We start from the raw sequence: 14,765 nt of genomic DNA on the forward strand, positions 1-14,765 counted from the left end.
TCCGGCCTTGCCGGCAGACCGCAAGCTACAGCCCCACGCATCACAGGCCAGGGCGTCGTTCAGGATCTGACAGCAAACAGGATCAGTCCTCAGAACCACCTGCGCTGAGTGACTGTTCCATATTCCTCGCGGAACCCAGTCCGAATGGTGACAACGAATATGCGATGCGATGGCTGCGGCAAGGTGCTGGCGAGCCCCGATGCCGTGTGTACGGACTGTGCGGCAAAGATCCGGGCGGAACTTGATGCGCCGCCCCAAGGCAAGCATCCCTGCCCGGTCTGTGCAGGCCGCTTCGACCGTCCACGCCACGAGTTGTGGCCAGCCGGTGCCAAATGGTACGTCCCCCGCCAACTCAAGCCGACTTGCCCGCTATGTCGCAGTTTCCTGCGCGACAACAGGTATCCGGCACTTCCCGCCCATCTCGTCTGGCTGCTGATTGTCACGGCACTTGCTGCCTGGCTCGCCCTCCCCGCGACCTATACCAGGGGAGCGCTCGCCGTTCTGCTCACCGCCTATCTCGCCCTTCATTTGCGGGAGAGAAAGCGCAACAAGGATGCGGCTTCCAGATATTCCAGGGATGAAGCCTGAGTCGCAGTCAGTCGTGATGGCGTAGTGGCAGCAAAGGCCCGGCGCTGCGAGCCGATCTGAGTTGCCGGGCTTGCGTCAAGACAGCAAACGCCGGCAAGCACCCTGCGCCGCACGGAAACACGCCCGACACTCCCTCGCCAACAAACCAACGCACTTCCCCGGTGCCGGCAATGCACCGCCGGCGTGCCTGTGCCGCCCCGCTAGCCCTCTGAGCAGCACTTTCACGCATGGAACAAACATTGCGTGACTCGCAGCGAACACAGGAAACCACCGGGAGAACAGCATGACTTGCCGACTCAACGAAGAAACCATGTTCTGGCTGCGCCTTGCCGCTTTTGCCCATTTGTCCGAACAAGTGCTGTGCACCGGCGCTTCGCTGGCCGATGCCGAGGAACTGCTGTTCGGCTGGCGCCTGCCAGGTGACCTGCCGGCGCGTTTCGCCTGCCTGACCGGCGGTGTGGCGAATGCGACAAACCCGGCTTGAGGCTGCCCGGCGGATTCAGTCGGCGAGCAGCGCCGCCGAATCTGGCCAGCCGGCTCAATCCCAGGCCAGCGCCCCGCCGGTCTGGTATTCGGTGACGCGCGTCTCGAAGAAGTTCTTTTCCTTCCTCAGGTTGGCCTGTTCGTCCAGCCAGGGCAGCACATTCTCGGCACCGGGGAAAGGTTCCTCGACACCGACCTGACGCGCCCGCCGGTTGGCGACGAAGCGGAATTGCTGGACGTGCAGTTCGGCGTTGTAGCCGAGAATCGGTTCGCGCAGGATGTAGCCGGCGTAGGCGCGCTCGGCGGCCTCGGCTTCGTCCCATAGCGTGCGCAGGGCCTGCGGGTCGAGTTCCAGGTTTTCTTCCTTGAGCAGTTCGCGCACGACGCGGATGCCGAAGGCGCAGTGCAACACCTCGTCGCGCATGATGTACTGCAACTGTTCGGCGGTACCTTTCATCAATCCACGCCGCTGCAGCGCGAAGATGGGCGTGAAGCCGTTGTAGAACCAGCAGCCTTCGAAGATCACTGCGAAGAAGAAGTAGGACAGCGCGAATTCGTGCAGGTTGGCGCGATTGGTCAGATCGAAGTCGGCGCGCATGACGCGCTCCAGCCGGCGGTTGGCGAGCGCGATCTTGCCGTGGATCTCGGGCACGACGCGGTAGCGATTGTAGATTTCCTGCTGGTCGAGGCCGATGCTTTCGATGCAGTGCTGGTAGGTCCAGGTGTGCAGCGCTTCTTCATAGACCTGGCGGGCCTGGTAGATCTGCAGTTCGGGCGCGCTCATCTTCTCCATGACGGCGAGGCCGATGTTGCGCATGGCCAGGATGTCGGAAGTCGTCAGGTAGGCCAGCACGTTCTCGAAAACGTGGCGCTCGGCCGGGCTGAGCTTGTGGTGGTAGTCGTGCACGTCCTGCGCCATGCTGATTTCGAGCGGCGTCCAGTGGTTGCGGTTGGCCTTGAGGAAGAACTCCCAGGCCCAGGGGTACTTGAAGGGGGCGAGCTGGTTGATGTCGGCCTTGCCATTGACGATGCGTTTGTCGGCGGCGTTGATCGGCGCCAGCGACGGCGTGCCGGCTTGATCAGGAATGGCCGGCGCCACACGGTCGACCACGGCTTTCGCGGCATTTTCAACGTTGACCGCCGGGCTTTGCGGGGCGGCAGGTTGCGACGGGGTGTCCCAGTCGTCGAAGCGGAAGGCGGCATTCATGATGGTTTGAACCTCGGTGTCAGTCGGTGCGAACGGCCCGGAAGCGCTGACGGCGATTCCAGTCCACGTAGAAGATGCCGCCCTCGGCGGCGGTGAAGCTGTGCAGGCGCTTGCCCTTGAGCGAGACGGCGCTCTGCCCCAGCGAGAAATCGAGTTCCGGCTCGCGGCCGCCACGATTGACGGCGATCAACGGGATGCCGGTTTCGCGCGAACGCTTTTCCCAGACGTCGCCCGGCCCCATGCCGTCGACCGGCGGCCAGTTGGCCGGCGAGAGCAGGATCTTTGCGCCGCGCGCCGCGAGTTGGGCGGCCGCATCGGGACGCCAGGCATCGGCGCAGATCAGCGTGCCAACGGCGATGCCATCGACCATGAAGGGCGTGCCTTCGGTGCCGGCCAACGACCAGGCTTCGGCCTGGCCGACCGGGCGCTGCTTGCGGTAGGCACCGAGAATGCGCCCGCTGCGGTCGATGGCGGCGACGCTATTGTGCAGCTTGCCGGTCTGCGCGTCGCGCTCGGCGAAACCGACGAAGAGCGCGACGCCGTTGTCGCGCGCGATGGCGGCCAGGCTGCTGATCCAGGCATCGGGGAAAGGCGCGATCCAGTCGGTGCCGACGCGTTTGGCAAAGTTGTAGCCGGTTTCGGCCAGTTCCGGCGTCACCACCCAGTCGGCGCCGTGGCGCACTGCCGCGCGGATGCCGTCTTCGATACGCGCCCGGTTGCCGACGATGTCGCCCGGCACGGGATCGAGATGCAGCAAGGCGAGACGCAGGTCGCCGGCGGCTTTGGCCGGGCCGGCCGCGGCGTCGCCGAAGCGCTTGCTGCCGGGCAGGAAATAGCCGTTCTGCTTGCCGAGCGCCTCGACCACCGCCGCGTAGGTCGCCTTGCCGATCAGCTCGCCGATGCGGCTATGACCGCCGGTGTAAGTGGCGCGCGGCGCCGCCGTGCCGGAAACGACGATGATGCTGTCGGTGCCGGTGCCGGTCGCCTGCACCTCTTTCGTGTAGCTGCTCGGCACCTTGAGGTCTTCGAGCGCCGCCGTCTTGCCCTCGGTGATGGTGATCAGGGCACGGGCCAGCGCCGCGTCGCTGAGTTCGATATTGGCCAGGACCATGATGTTGATGGTGCCGGCAGGCGTTTTTTCGTCGTTGGCACCTTCAATGTAGGCGCCGGCATCGACGCCGGTGCGGATGGCGTTGCTCTTCGCCCCGGCCGTGGCCAGCACGGTCACCGTCAGCGGGCCATGCCGGCGCGTGACGATGGCGAGATTGTCCATGTCGGCCGCCGTAGACATCTCGGCGACGGCGGCCGGCGGCAGTTGCAGACGCCCCGCCGTCGCGGCGCGTCGTTCTTCGCTGTAGCGCTTGCCGTCGGCACCCAGCTTCCTCCAGAGCAGCGGATGCGCCGCCTGGTTGAGGGCGGCGCGCGCCGTGAGCGGGCCGTCGCTGGTCGACAAGGCGCGCCGCTCGCCGGCAAAGCGCACGACCAGGGTCTTTTCCCAGAGGCCATCGCGCTCGCTGCGGTCGACCTGCGCCGTGGCGCCGATTTCGGCCGGCAAATCGAGGTCGACCGCCAGGGCGCAGACGGGCAACACCAGCAGCAAGGCCAGCGCCGGACGCAGGCAGGAAGCGAAGAAGGATTTCATCGAAATGTCTCGTGATACAGAAAGGCGGCAAGCTTAACCCGGCGCGCCGGCTTGGCTTGCACGTCCCTTCCCGTCACTGACACGCCTCGCAAGTCGGATCGTCAATCGCACAGAACTTCGGCGCCTCTTCCTGCACCACCGAGTCGTCGCGCCCGCCCGCCTTTTCGGCCTGGCTGGCACCCAGGGTGCGCAGGTAGTAGGTGGTTTTCAGGCCGCGCGTCCAGGCCAGCTTGTAGATCTCGTCGAGTTTCTTGCCGGAGGGCAGCGCGAGATAGAGGTTCAGCGATTGCGCCTGGTCTATCCATTTCTGCCGGCGGGCGGCGGCTTCGATCAGCCACACCGGGTCGATCTCGAAGGCCGTCGCGTAGCGCGCCTTGAGTTCGTCGGGCACGCGCTCGATGCGGGCGAGCGAGCCGTCGAAATACTTGAGGTCGGCGACCATGACTTCGTCCCACAGATCGAGCGCTTTCAGGTCGCGGACCAGCGCGTCGTTGACGACGGTGAACTCACCCGAGAGGTTGGATTTGACGTAGATGTTCTGGTAGGTCGGCTCGATGCTGGCCGAGACGCCGACGATGTTGGAGATGGTCGCGGTCGGCGCAATCGCCACGCAGTTGGAATTGCGCATGCCGTAACGGGCGATGCGTTCCTTGAGCGCGGCCCAGTCGAGACTCGATTCACGATTCACCTCGAGATAACCGCCCCGCCCTGCCTCGAGCAGCCGGATCGAGTCGAGCGGCAAAATGCCCTGATCCCACAAGCTGCCGGTGAAGCTGGAATAGCGGCCGCGCTCTCGCGCCAGTTCGCTGGAGGCCGAATAGGCGTGGTAGCAGACGGCTTCCATGGTCTGGTCGGCGAATTCCACCGCCGCGGTCGACGCGTAAGGCAGGCCGATTTCGTACAGGCAATCGGCAAAGCCCATGATACCGAGGCCGACCGGGCGATGCCGCAGGTTGGCGTTGCGCGCCTTGGGCGTCGCATAGAAATTGATGTCGACAACGTTGTCGAGCATGCGCAGCGCGGTGTTGATCGTGCGCGCCAGTTTGGCCTGGTCGAGCTGGCCGTCCTTGAGGTGCGCCAGCAGATTGACCGAACCGAGGTTGCAGACGGCGGTTTCCGAATCCGAAGTATTCAGCGTGATCTCGGTACAGAGGTTCGAGCTATGCACGACACCGACATGCTGCTGCGGCGAGCGCAGGTTGCAGGCATCCTTGAAGGTGATCCACGGATGGCCGGTCTCGAACAGCATGGTCAGCATCTTGCGCCACAGCTGCACGGCGGGGATTTTCTTGTGCAGCTTGAGTTGACCGCTGGCCGCCTGCGCTTCGTAGCCGAGGTAGGCGACCTCGAATTCGGCGCCGCACAATTCGTGCAAATCAGGCACGTCGACCGGTGAGAACAGCGTCCATTCAGCGTTTTCCATGACGCGCTGCATGAACAGGTCGGGAATCCAGTTGGCGGTGTTCATGTCGTGCGTGCGGCGGCGCTCGTCGCCGGTGTTCTTGCGCAGGTCGAGGAACTCCTCGATGTCGAGATGCCAGGTTTCGAGATAGGCACAGACCGCGCCCTTGCGCTTGCCGCCCTGGTTCACGGCGACTGCCGTGTCGTTGACTACCTTCAAAAAGGGAATCACGCCCTGGCTCTGCCCATTGGTACCCTTGATCCGGCTGCCCAGCGAACGCACCGGCGTCCAGTCGTTGCCCAGGCCGCCGGCGTATTTCTGCAGCAAGGCATTTTCCTTGATCGACTGGTAGATGCCCTCGAGATCGTCGGCGACGGTGGTCAGGTAGCACGACGACAGTTGCGAATGCAACGTGCCACTGTTGAACAGCGTCGGCGTCGAGCACATGAAATCGAAGCTGGAAATCAGGTCGTAGAACTCGATGGCGCGGGCTTCGCGGTCGATTTCGTTGAGCGCCAGGCCCATCGCGACACGCATGAAAAAAATCTGCGGCAGCTCGATGCGCCGCCCTTCGATGTGCAGGAAGTAGCGGTCGTACAGCGTCTGCAGGCCGAGATAGCCGAACTGCAGGTCGCGCTCGGGTTTCAGCGCAGCAGCAATGCGCGGCAGATCGTAGGTGGCGAGGCGCGAGTCGAGCAGTTCGGCGGCGATGCCCTGCTTGATGAAAACGGGCAGATATTCGGCGTTGACCGTTGCGAGCTCATCCAGCGTCACTGCCCGGCCGAGCACTTCACGCCCCAGGCTGGCCAGCAGCAGGCGGGCGGTGACCTGGTTGTAGGCCGGTTCGCGCTCGACCAGCGTGCGCGCGGCGAGGATCAGCGCCTGGTAGACGTCGGCCAGCGGCACGCCGTCGTAGAGATTCTTCAAGGCGCTTTCATAGATCGTCCTGGCCGACACCACGTCGCCGAGACCGAAGCAGGCGGCTTCGCAATTATTCAGCAGCAGCGCGCGATCGAGCGGCAGGCGCACGCCGTTGTCGAGCACGTGCAGTTCGGCAACGCTGACTTCCTCAAGCTGGCTGGCCGCCCGCTCGGCAGCGCGGCGTTCGCGGTAAAGCACGTAGGCGCGGGCAACATCGTGTTCGCCGGCGCGCATCAGCGCCAGTTCGACCTGGTCCTGGATGTCCTCGATATGCACCGTGCCGCCGTCCGGCGAGCGCCGGGTCAGCGAATTGACCACGGTCTGGGTCAGGCGGGCAACCAGTTCGCGGATGCGCGAGGACACCGCGCTCTGGCTGCCCTCGACGGCGAGAAAAGCCTTGCTCAGCGCAACCGCGATCTTGTCGGGATCGAAGGCGACGAGCGCGCCGTTGCGGCGGATGACCTGCAGGGCAGCTACCGCGAACTGATTAGCGGCAGAGAGAGACTGGACATTGGATTGCAAGGCGATTCTCCGTATCGGGGGGCGGAGAACCGAGTGCGCGGGCCGCTGGCGCAGGCCGACCGGTGCAACGGGAAGCATCCCGAACACGGCTCGACACAACGGACAAACGGCAAGAGACCACGCAAAAACCTCTCGTCAGGGACACCCCGCCCCAAAATCATGAAAAAGGACACATTGAGGCAGGTCTCCTGGCTCTCGGCTCAGCGCGTTTCACCTGCCTTCCCGGACGCATCCAGTGGCATGGGGTGGCGAAACGCTCGCCGATTACAGTTGCGGGGGCAGCCCCGGGATACAGGTCGAAGACCTGGCACCGGATTCCCTTTCAATCCCCTTGCGGGGAACCTTCAATGGACGGCAGTCTAAAGGGGGCGCGATGATGACGTCAAGCAAAAAACACTACATGCAGTAGATTCAACCAGACAAACCACTAAATACGGTAAGCAAGCCAAGCTTGACGTATACGTCAACGCCACTCTAAAGTGAGTCCGGCCCAAGACCAAAAAAACGGAGACAAACCATGGCGCACATTGCCAACCCCGACTTCAAGACCAGCGTCGCCGCCAGCTTTGCCAGGCAAAACGCGATGCAGCTGATTCGCGCCAGCCTGCCGCTGATCGAACACGGCCGTACGGAAATCCACATCCCGCACTGGGCAGGCGTCGAGCAGCAACATGGCTACGTCCATGGCGGCGTGGTCGGCATGATTGCCGACTCGGCGGCGGGCTACGCGGCAATGACCGTGGTACCGGCCAGCGCCTCGGTACTGACCGTCGAATACAAGATGAACCTGGTCGCTCCCGCCGATGGCGAGACCCTCGTTGCCCGCGGCGAGGTGGTCCGGCCGGGACGCACGCTGATCGTGACCAAGGCCGAGGTCTATGCCTGCAAGGACGGCAAGGAAACGCTGTGCGCCATCATGCAGCAGACGATCATGGTGATGCACGGCAAGAGCGAGAAGTAAGCAACAGCGGGCTTGCCCGTTCTGGCGGTATCATCGCGGCCTGTCCCGATTTCCGCCCCGCCATGCACCGCAAACCCCTCGCCTTCGTCGACCTCGAAACCACCGGTGCCACCGCCGCCTTTGACCGCATCACCGAAATCGGCATCGTCGAGGTCGATGCCGACGGTTCCGTGCGTGAGTGGCAGCAGCTGGTCAATCCCGGCGTGTCGATTTCGCCCTTCATCGAGCAGTTGACCGGTATCAGCAATGCCATGGTGGCGACGGCGCCGCCGTTTGAGGATGTCGCCGCCGAGGCGCTGCAACGCCTGCAGGGGCGGCTGTTCATCGCGCACAATGCGCGCTTCGACTATGGCTTCCTGAAAACCGAGTTCAAGCGCCTGGGCATCGATTTCCGCGCTTCCGTGCTGTGCACCGTCAAGCTGTCGCGCGCCTTGTATCCGGAGCACAAGCGGCACAATCTCGACTCGCTGATCGAGCGCCACGGCCTGCAGGCGGCGGCACGCCACCGGGCACTCGCCGATGCGCAGCTGATCCATCAATTCTGGCAAAAAATCCAGGTCGACCGTAGCGGCGAGGCGCTGAGCGCCGCGCTCGACGCGCAGAACGCCTACCCCAGCCTGCCGCCGCACCTCGATGCGGCGATCCTCGACGAACTGCCGGAAAGCCCCGGCGTCTACCTGTTCTACGGTGAAAACAATCTGCCGCTCTACATCGGCAAGGCGAAGGACATCCGCCAGCGCGTGCTGTCGCATTTTGCCGCCGACCACAAGTCGGCCAAGGAAATGGCGATCGCGCAGCAGGTCCGCCGCATCGACTGGATGGAGACGGCCGGGGAGATCGGCGCACTGTTGCAGGAGGCGGCCCTGGTCAAGACGATGCAGCCCGGCCTCAACCGCCAGTTGCGCAAGAACGACGAAGTGTGCACCTGGACGCTGGTCGACGAAGGCGAAGGCTGGCTGCGCCCGGAACTGCGCTCGGCGCGCGAGATCGAGTTCAACCTGCACACATCGAGTTACGGCCTGTTCAAGACGAAAAAGGAAGCGCGCGACGTGCTGCGCACCTTCGCCGAATCGCACAACCTGTGCGACACCCTGCTCGGCCTGGAAAAGGGCATTCCCGGCAAGCCCTGTTTCGGCCACCAGATCCGGCGCTGCAAGGGCGCCTGCGTCGGCAGCGAGCCGCTCGCCAAACACAGCATGCGCCTGGTCGGCGCCCTGACCGGGCTGAAACTGCTCGCCTGGCCTTACGCCGGCCCGGCCCTGATCCACGAGGGCGAAGAAGCCCACCTGATCGACGGCTGGCGCTACCTGGGCACGGTCAAGAGCGAGTCCGACATCGATGCTCTGCTCGCCGCGCCGCGCCCGGCTTTCGAGCGCGACACCTACAAGATCCTCGCCAAGTACGTCGGCAAGCTGAAGCCCTGCACCCGCCAGCCGCGTTAGTCGCAGAATCGCCGGCCAACGGCGCGCCAAAACCATCTTCACCGTGTGGTATAAAGTTGTCGCAAGCATTCCACCGGCTCCCGGCCCTGGGCGAATGCGCATAAACACCGGTCCTGAAACCTCCTGCCAGGCGCAATCAAATCTGAATCATCCGGACGCATGATCAATACCGTTTCCCGCCGCCTGTCGCTTTCGCTGGGCGCACTGATCCTGGTGCTGCTGGTCCTGTTGGCCGGCGCGGGCTTCATCGCCCTGCGCCTGGCAACCGAAAAAACCGTCTCGCTGACCTTGCAGCAACTGGCCGAGACGCATGCGCTGGCGCATCAGGAAACCTTCCGCCAGGCCCAGACCAGCGTGCAGCGCCTGCACAAGGAACTGTTGCAGCGCCTGGATGCGCAGGATCCGGCACAGAGCCGCAAGCGCTTCCATGAACTCTTCGCGCGCAGCGCCGATGGCCTGTGGCGCCTGCACCCGGACAAGGTCGACACCGAACGGGCACCGACCCTCTACCTGCACCAGGCAAACGGCGAACCCGACGACTCGGTGCGCCGACGCGCCGTGGCCAGTTACGAACTGTTCCGCGAACAGGGACCGGCGCTGGTACCGCCCTTCTTCTCGGTGTACATGGACTTCGTCGAAGTCGGCCTGATGGTCTATTCGCGCGGCATCGACTGGGGCGCCGCCGCGACGCCGCAGACCGACAATTTCAATTACCCGACGATGACCGGTGCACGACCGGTCAACAACCGCGAACGCTCGCTTTTCTGGACCCCGGTTTATTTCGACGAACAGGCGGCAGCCTGGATGGTTTCGGCGATTCAGCCGCTCGACTGGCACGGCGAATGGGTCGGTACGGTCGGCCACGACATCACCGTAGACAGCCTGCTGGCAACGGCCCGACAGGCGGGCGCCAGCGACGAATACCATCTCATTCTGAGCGCCGATCAGCAGCTGATTGCGCATCCGCAGTTGTACGAACGCATCGCCGCCGCGCAGGGCCAGCTGGCGCTGTCCGGCTTGCACGATCCGTTGCTCGACCAGATCGACACCTTGATCCACGGCACGCCGGCGAGCAGTGGCGTGCAACGCACACCGGACGGTTCGCACCTGGTCGCGTGGAGCCGTATCGACGGGCCCGGCTGGTACTGGGTCAGCGTGCTGCCCCAGGCCAGGCTGGATGAACGCATGCTGCTCGGCGTCGGCGTGTTGCTGCTGATCGGCGTGATCTTCGCAATACCCGCCCTGTGGGCCATGCGCAGCCTGATCCGGCGCATCGTCAGCCAGCCCCTGAAAAACATTGCCCGGGCGGTCGACGAGCTGGGCAAGGGCAAAATGCCGCAGCCCATCGATCTCAAACAGGGCAACGAACTGGGCCGCCTCGCCGACGCTTTCGATAGCATGGTGGCCGAACTCGCCGTCCAGCGCGCCGAACAGCTGCGCCACACGCACACCCTGGAAGAGCGTGTCGACCAGCGCACCGCTGAACTCGCCGAAGCCAAGCTGGCCGCGGAACGCGCCAACGAAGCGAAGAGCAGCTTCCTGGCCAACATGAGTCACGAAATCCGCACACCGATGAATGCCATCATCGGCCTGACGCATCTGCTGCGCCGCGGCGCCAGCGCGCCCCAGGCCGACCGGCTGGGCAAGATCGACGAGGCCGGACGCCACCTGCTGTCGATCATCAACGACATTCTCGACATTTCCAAGATCGAAGCCGGCAAGCTGCAACTCGAGCATGGCGACTTCGCACTGCCGGGACTGCTCGACCAGGTCCGTTCGATGATTGCCGAAGCCGCCAGCGCCAAAGGCCTGAGCATCGAAATCGACACCGACTCGGTTCCCGTCTGGCTCAAGGGCGACGCCATGCGCCTGCGTCAGGGACTGCTCAACTTTGCCAGCAATGCCGTCAAGTTCACCCGGACCGGCAGCGTCAGACTCAGTGCAGAACTGCTCGGCACGGAAGATGACGACTTGCTCGTCCGTTTTGCCGTGAGCGACACCGGCATCGGCATCCCCGCCGACAAGCTGGCCTGTCTGTTCCAGCCCTTCGCGCAATCGGATGCCTCAACCACGCGCCAGTACGGCGGCACCGGTCTCGGCCTGGTCATCACCCGCCGCCTGGCCGAACTGATGGGCGGCACGGCCGGCGCCGACAGCACCCCGGGGCAAGGCAGCACCTTCTGGTTCACTGCCCGCCTGCAAGCCGGGCACGGTGTTCTCCCGGCCGCTGCAACAAAATCCCGCGATGCCGAAGAACTGCTGCGCGCACAGCATGGCGGCCAGCATCTCCTGCTCGCCGAAGACAACCCGATCAATCGCGAAGTGGCGCTGGAATTGCTGCACGGCGTCGGACTTGCCGTCGATGTTGCCGAAGATGGCAGCAAAGCGCTGGCAATGGCCGGGCAGCAGCATTATGACCTGATCCTGATGGACATCCAGATGCCCAATCTCGATGGCCTGTCGGCCACCCGCGCCATACGCCAACTGCCGGGCTGGCAGACCAAACCCATCCTGGCCATGACCGCCAATGCCTTTTCCGAAGACCAGGCAGGCTGTCTTGCGGCCGGCATGAATGACTTCATCGCCAAGCCGGTCGAACCGGAAGATCTCTATGCCTGCCTGCTGAAATGGCTGCCGCGTTCAGGGCAAGCGGAAGCGACAGTCAGCGCCGCGCGCGCCCCGGAAGCGGAGGCCCCCCCGGAATTGCTCGCCAGTCTGGGGGCCATTCCCGGCCTCGATGTCGCAACCGGCCTTAGCCTGATGCGCGGCAAGGTGCAACGCTACCGCCATGTCGTGCAGATGTTTGTCGACCGGCATGCCGAAGCGGCCACGCAACTGCAGGAACTGATCGACACCGGCGAACTGGAGGCTGCCGAACGCCTCGCTCACACGCTCAAGGGGGCGGCCGGCAGCATAGGCGCCGTCCGCATTGCGCACCAGGCCACCGAACTGAACAACGCGCTGCGCCAGGGCGATCTTGCCGCAACGCATCCCTGCCTGCCGGAACTGCGCGACGAACTGGCGCTCCTGTGCCGGGCGGTACGCGCCCTGCCCGCAGCTGAATAAACCATCGGAACCACGAGAAACCACCATGCCACGTTTTGCTCCCCTGCTCCTCGCCGCTCTCGCCCTGCCCGCCAGCTTTGCCGCCACGGCCGAGGAAGTCGGCTGCATCACCACCGCCTGGAAGCTGATCGGCGCCAATCACCGCGTCTGCATCTACGCCTTCGACGACCCTGAGATTTCCGGCGTCACCTGTCACTTCAGCCAAGCCAGGACCGGCGGCATCAAGGGCAGCTTCGGGCTGGCCGAAGATCCGTCGCAGTTCTCGCTCGCCTGCCGCCAGATCGGCCCGATCAACAAGCCGGCCAAGCTGCCGGAAGACAAGATCGTGTTCAGCGAGGACACCTCCCTGATGTTCAAGGAAACCGCCATCCATCGCAGCTTCGACGAGAAGCGCAATGTGCTGGTCTATGTCGCGATCAGCCGCAAGCTGATCAACGGCGCGCCGGCCAACGCCATCTCGACCGTGCCTATCCAGCCCTGGGGCGGCAAGTGACGCAGCGCAGCGCCTATCGCGAAATCGCGCCCTACATCACCAAGGACGGCTCGCAGATCCGCGAACTGCTGCACCCCGAACAGCATGCAATCCGGCAGCAGAGCCTGGCCGAAGCCATCGTGCCGCCGGGCGCGACGACGCTGCTGCATCGCCATGCCGTGACCGAGGAGATCTACCACGTCACCCAGGGCAGCGGCGAGATGACGCTGGGCGACGAGAAATTCGCGATCGCCGTCGGCGACAGCATCGCCATCGCACCGGGCACGCCGCACTGCGTCAGCAATACCGGCAGCACGGCGCTGCACATCCTGTGCTGCTGCGCGCCGGCGTATTCGCACGCCGATACCGAGCTGCTTTAATTCCCCACCGGTCGACCGGTAAAAAAGACGGTTTTTGCCTTTTTCCCGGCGTCGACCGTCAGCAGCGTGCGACGAAGGCGGTCAGCGCCTCAAGCACCGTCGCTTCCTGATCGCGCTGCGGCGAGTGGCCGCAATTGGCCAGCTTGAGCAATTGCGTGCCCGGCACCTGTTCGGCGATCGCATCGATCTGGCGCAGCGTCGCGTATTCGTCGTCCTCGCCCTGGATGGCGAGTACCGGGCAGCGGATGCGCGGCAGATATTCCTCGATGTTCCAGTCGCGAAACGGCGGCGACAGCCAGCAGTCGTTCCAGTCGCTGAACACGCGTTCGGTCTGCGCGTGGTGGTAGCGCGCCAGTTTTTGCGGCAGGTCGGTAGTCTGCCAGGCGGTGCGCGCTTCGCGGATGCCGGCCAGGGTTTCTTCCTCGACGAACTCATGCGGCGCCAGCACGGCGATGCCGCGCGGCACCCCGGGGAAGGCGCCGGCAAAGATCAGCGCGATGCTGCCGCCGTCGCTATGACCGATCAGCAGCGGCCGCTCGATCTTCAGTTCGGCAAGCAGCGCCGGCAGCGCCTCTTCGGCTTCGCGATGCATGTAGCGCGTGCTGCGCGGCTCGGCATAAGCCTGCGAGCCGCCGTAGCCGGCGCGCGACCAGACGACGACGCGGCAGCCGGTGGCGGCCGCCAGCTTTTCCGGAAAATGCCGCCACATCGCGACGCAGCCGAGGCCTTCGTGCAGCAGCAGGAGTTCGGGGCGGCCGGCGACGGTCGCCGGGTAATCGCGGTATTCGAGGCGCAAGCCATTGACGACAAGATGTTTCATGCGGCGAGAAGAAAGTTGCGGGCGATATCGATCTGCCCCTGGGTCAGGAACATCGGCGCGTGGCCGACACCGGGAATTTCGGCCAGTTCGGCGCGTGGACCGCACTCGCCCATCTGCAGCCAGGTTTCGCGCGTCAGCAGATCGGACTCGGCGCCACGGATGGCCAGCGTCGGGCAGCGGATGGCCTGGTAAAACGGCCAGAGATCGATGTCCTGCTCGCTGAAGGTGGCCTTGAACGGCATTGCGATCCGCGGATCGTAGAGAAAGCCCCAACGCCCGTCGGCGCGCTGGCCGATGCTCGATTCGGTCAGGTGATGCCACTGCGCCTCGTCGAGATCGCCGAAGGGCGCGCTGATCAGGCGGACATAGGCCTGCGCCTCGCCGAAGGTCGCCCAGGTCGGGTCGAGACCGACGTAGGCGCCAATGCGCTTCAACGAATCGACGGTGATCAGCGGCCCGACATCATTGAGGATCAGGCGGCGGATCGGCGAGTTTTCCTGTGCCGCCAGCGCCATGCCGATCAGGCCGCCCAGCGAGGTGCCGACCCAATGCACGCTGTCGACATTGAGGCGGGCGATCAGCGTCACCATGTCGGCGACGTATTGCGGCACGCCATAATGCGCCGGATCGCGCAGTCGACCGCTACGCCCGCGCCCGACCACGTCGGGACAGACGACGCGGTAATGCGCCGACAGCGCGCGCGCCAGATCGTCGAAATCGCGCGCATTGCGGGTCAGGCCATGAACACAGACAAGGACGCGCGGATTGTCCGGCGCGCCCCACTCGGTATAGGCCATCCGGTGCAGACCGGACGGACTGATGCATTGCACTGTCTTTTGCGTGAATTGCATGCTTGTCT

General features: G+C 64.6%; 12 protein-coding genes and 1 riboswitch. Of the genes, 7 read left to right on the plus strand and 5 right to left on the minus strand.

All coding sequences use genetic code 11. From position 1 onward, the window contains the following. Positions 1 to 159 precede the first annotated feature (159 nt). Together KI612_RS11420 and KI612_RS11425 are read left to right on the plus strand one after the other, a co-directional pair. Positions 160 to 588, plus strand: coding sequence for a hypothetical protein (locus KI612_RS11420; protein ID WP_226440210.1), 429 nt, complete (start codon positions 160 to 162; stop codon positions 586 to 588). 283 nt (positions 589 to 871) lie between these two features. Next, positions 872 to 1,072, plus strand: coding sequence for a hypothetical protein (locus KI612_RS11425; RefSeq protein ID WP_226440211.1), 201 nt, complete (start codon positions 872 to 874; stop codon positions 1,070 to 1,072). 54 nt (positions 1,073 to 1,126) lie between these two features. On the opposite strand, the gene KI612_RS11430 is transcribed toward KI612_RS11425, so the two are convergent. From KI612_RS11430 to KI612_RS11440, 3 genes are all read right to left on the minus strand, one after another. Beyond that, positions 1,127 to 2,278 carry a ribonucleotide-diphosphate reductase subunit beta gene (locus KI612_RS11430; RefSeq protein ID WP_226440212.1) on the minus strand — a complete coding sequence of 384 codons (1,152 nt, stop codon included), beginning with the start codon at positions 2,276 to 2,278 and terminating at the stop codon, positions 1,127 to 1,129. A gap of 19 nt (positions 2,279 to 2,297) precedes the next feature. Beyond that, positions 2,298 to 3,920, minus strand: coding sequence for an adenosylcobinamide amidohydrolase (locus KI612_RS11435; protein WP_226440213.1), 1,623 nt, complete (start codon positions 3,918 to 3,920; stop codon positions 2,298 to 2,300). A gap of 73 nt (positions 3,921 to 3,993) precedes the next feature. Then, complete coding sequence (locus KI612_RS11440; RefSeq protein WP_226440214.1) at positions 3,994 to 6,765, minus strand: ribonucleoside-diphosphate reductase subunit alpha; 2,772 nt, start codon at positions 6,763 to 6,765, stop codon at positions 3,994 to 3,996. Positions 6,766 to 6,926: 161 nt separating this feature from the next. After that, positions 6,927 to 7,126, minus strand: a riboswitch (cobalamin riboswitch). Positions 7,127 to 7,282: 156 nt separating this feature from the next. Between KI612_RS11440 and KI612_RS11445 the strand changes: the two genes are divergently transcribed. The 5 genes from KI612_RS11445 to KI612_RS11465 all read left to right on the plus strand — a co-directional run bounded on the left by KI612_RS11445 (position 7,283) and on the right by KI612_RS11465 (position 13,086). Then, entirely contained in the window at positions 7,283 to 7,726 is a 444-nt protein-coding gene (locus tag KI612_RS11445; RefSeq protein ID WP_226440215.1) for a PaaI family thioesterase, read from the plus strand. 62 nt (positions 7,727 to 7,788) lie between these two features. Next, on the plus strand, positions 7,789 to 9,168 hold the full coding sequence (locus KI612_RS11450; protein ID WP_226440216.1) for a 3'-5' exonuclease family protein: 1,380 nt from the start codon (positions 7,789 to 7,791) through the stop codon (positions 9,166 to 9,168). A 159-nt stretch (positions 9,169 to 9,327) separates the two neighbouring features. Then, positions 9,328 to 12,234, plus strand: a complete 2,907-nt coding sequence (locus KI612_RS11455; protein WP_226440217.1) for an ATP-binding protein — start codon at positions 9,328 to 9,330, stop codon at positions 12,232 to 12,234. A gap of 25 nt (positions 12,235 to 12,259) precedes the next feature. After that, on the plus strand, positions 12,260 to 12,727 hold the full coding sequence (locus KI612_RS11460; RefSeq protein WP_226440218.1) for a CreA family protein: 468 nt from the start codon (positions 12,260 to 12,262) through the stop codon (positions 12,725 to 12,727). Beyond that, entirely contained in the window at positions 12,724 to 13,086 is a 363-nt protein-coding gene (locus tag KI612_RS11465) for a cupin domain-containing protein (RefSeq protein WP_226440219.1), read from the plus strand. Before KI612_RS11460 ends, KI612_RS11465 begins: the two co-directional genes overlap by 4 nt. 58 nt (positions 13,087 to 13,144) lie before the next feature. On the opposite strand, the gene KI612_RS11470 is transcribed toward KI612_RS11465, so the two are convergent. Together KI612_RS11470 and KI612_RS11475 are read right to left on the minus strand one after the other, a co-directional pair. Continuing rightward, entirely contained in the window at positions 13,145 to 13,906 is a 762-nt protein-coding gene (locus tag KI612_RS11470; RefSeq protein ID WP_226440220.1) for an alpha/beta fold hydrolase, read from the minus strand. After that, positions 13,903 to 14,757 (minus strand): alpha/beta fold hydrolase, encoded by an 855-nt coding sequence (locus KI612_RS11475; RefSeq protein WP_226440221.1) that lies wholly within the window; start codon positions 14,755 to 14,757, stop codon positions 13,903 to 13,905. The genes KI612_RS11470 and KI612_RS11475 overlap by 4 nt, the downstream gene beginning before the upstream one ends. Positions 14,758 to 14,765: the final 8 nt, after the last annotated feature.

The organism is Quatrionicoccus australiensis, from assembly GCF_020510525.1.
In the GTDB taxonomy this organism is placed as follows: Bacteria; Pseudomonadota; Gammaproteobacteria; order Burkholderiales; family Rhodocyclaceae; genus Azonexus; species Azonexus australiensis_B.